This window comes from Spirillospora sp. NPDC046719, from assembly GCF_040645715.1.
GTDB lineage: Bacteria > Actinomycetota > Actinomycetes > Streptosporangiales > Streptosporangiaceae > Spirillospora.
On sequence record NZ_JBEYYT010000949.1, the window covers coordinates 1 to 1,048 of the forward strand.

At 76.8% G+C, this 1,048-nt stretch carries 1 protein-coding gene; it reads right to left on the reverse strand.

The genetic code is table 11. The features are described 5' to 3' along the window. A partial coding sequence (locus ABZ914_RS51785; RefSeq protein ID WP_500201873.1) for a GAF domain-containing protein occupies positions 1-816 on the reverse strand: 816 nt, incomplete at its 3' end. Positions 817-1,048 lie beyond the last annotated feature (232 nt).

Sequence of the window (1,048 nt, forward strand, 5' to 3'; positions counted from 1 at the left end):
CGCGCCGCCTGACCCGGCGCCGGTCGCCGGGCGCAGCAGGTACACCTCGCCGAGCGGCTCGGCGACCGCGACGCGGCCGTCGGGCAGGGTGACGGCGCCACCCTCGGACGGCACGGCCAGCCGCAGGCCCCGCCAGTCCTCGCGGCGGGCGGCGAGGATCCGCCCGGACGCGGTGACCAGCACCCCGGCGCCGCGCAGCTGCCCGAGGAACCGCTCGCGCAGCCGCTCGTCGCGCCGCCGCATGTCGACCTCCAGCCGCGCCTCGGCGAGCCGCGCGGCGGCGGCGACCAGCGCGACCGTCGCCGGGTGCAGCGCCTCGACGGTGGCGCTGACGTCGATGCAGCCGATGGTCCGGCCGGTGTCGGGGTCGGTGATCGGGGCGCCGGCGCAGGACCAGCGGTGCAGGACCTGCGCGACGTGCTCGGTGGCGTAGACGTACTCGGCGCGGCCGGTGGCGAGGGCGGTGCCGATGCCGTTGGTGCCGACGGCCGCCTCCGACCAGCAGAACCCCTCCATCAGCCCGATCCGCTCGGCCTCCCGGCGGACGGCGGGCGGGCCCTGCGTCCACAGCGCGCGCCCCGCCTCGTCGGTGATCACCATCAGGTGCTCGGTCTCGTCGGCGACGTTCCGCAGCAGGTCGCGCAGCAGCGGCAGGTGCGGGTCGAGCGGGTGGACGCCGCGGGCGTCGGCGACGGTGTCGCGGTCGAACACCAGCGGCGCCGCCGCGATCTCGGCGGCCACCCCGGCGGCGCGCGAGCGCCGCCACGACTCGGCGATCGGCGGGCGCGCCGCGACCACCTGGTTCTGCACCACCATCAGCGCCTTTCCCCTGCGGAGACAACGTCGACGGGTTTGAGGATCGGCCCATCGGGCGGGCCGTGCAACCGGTTCGAGGGAACCCGAACGGGCCGGTTACGGCACCGTGTGTGATCGGCCGGTCGCAACGTGCATGCAACGTGGGGGCGCCTAACGTTCCGTCCGCTGGGAGCCGAGGGCCATCCTGTGGGCCCCGCCGCCCCGAGCGCGTCCGGGGGGAATGCGCACGGGG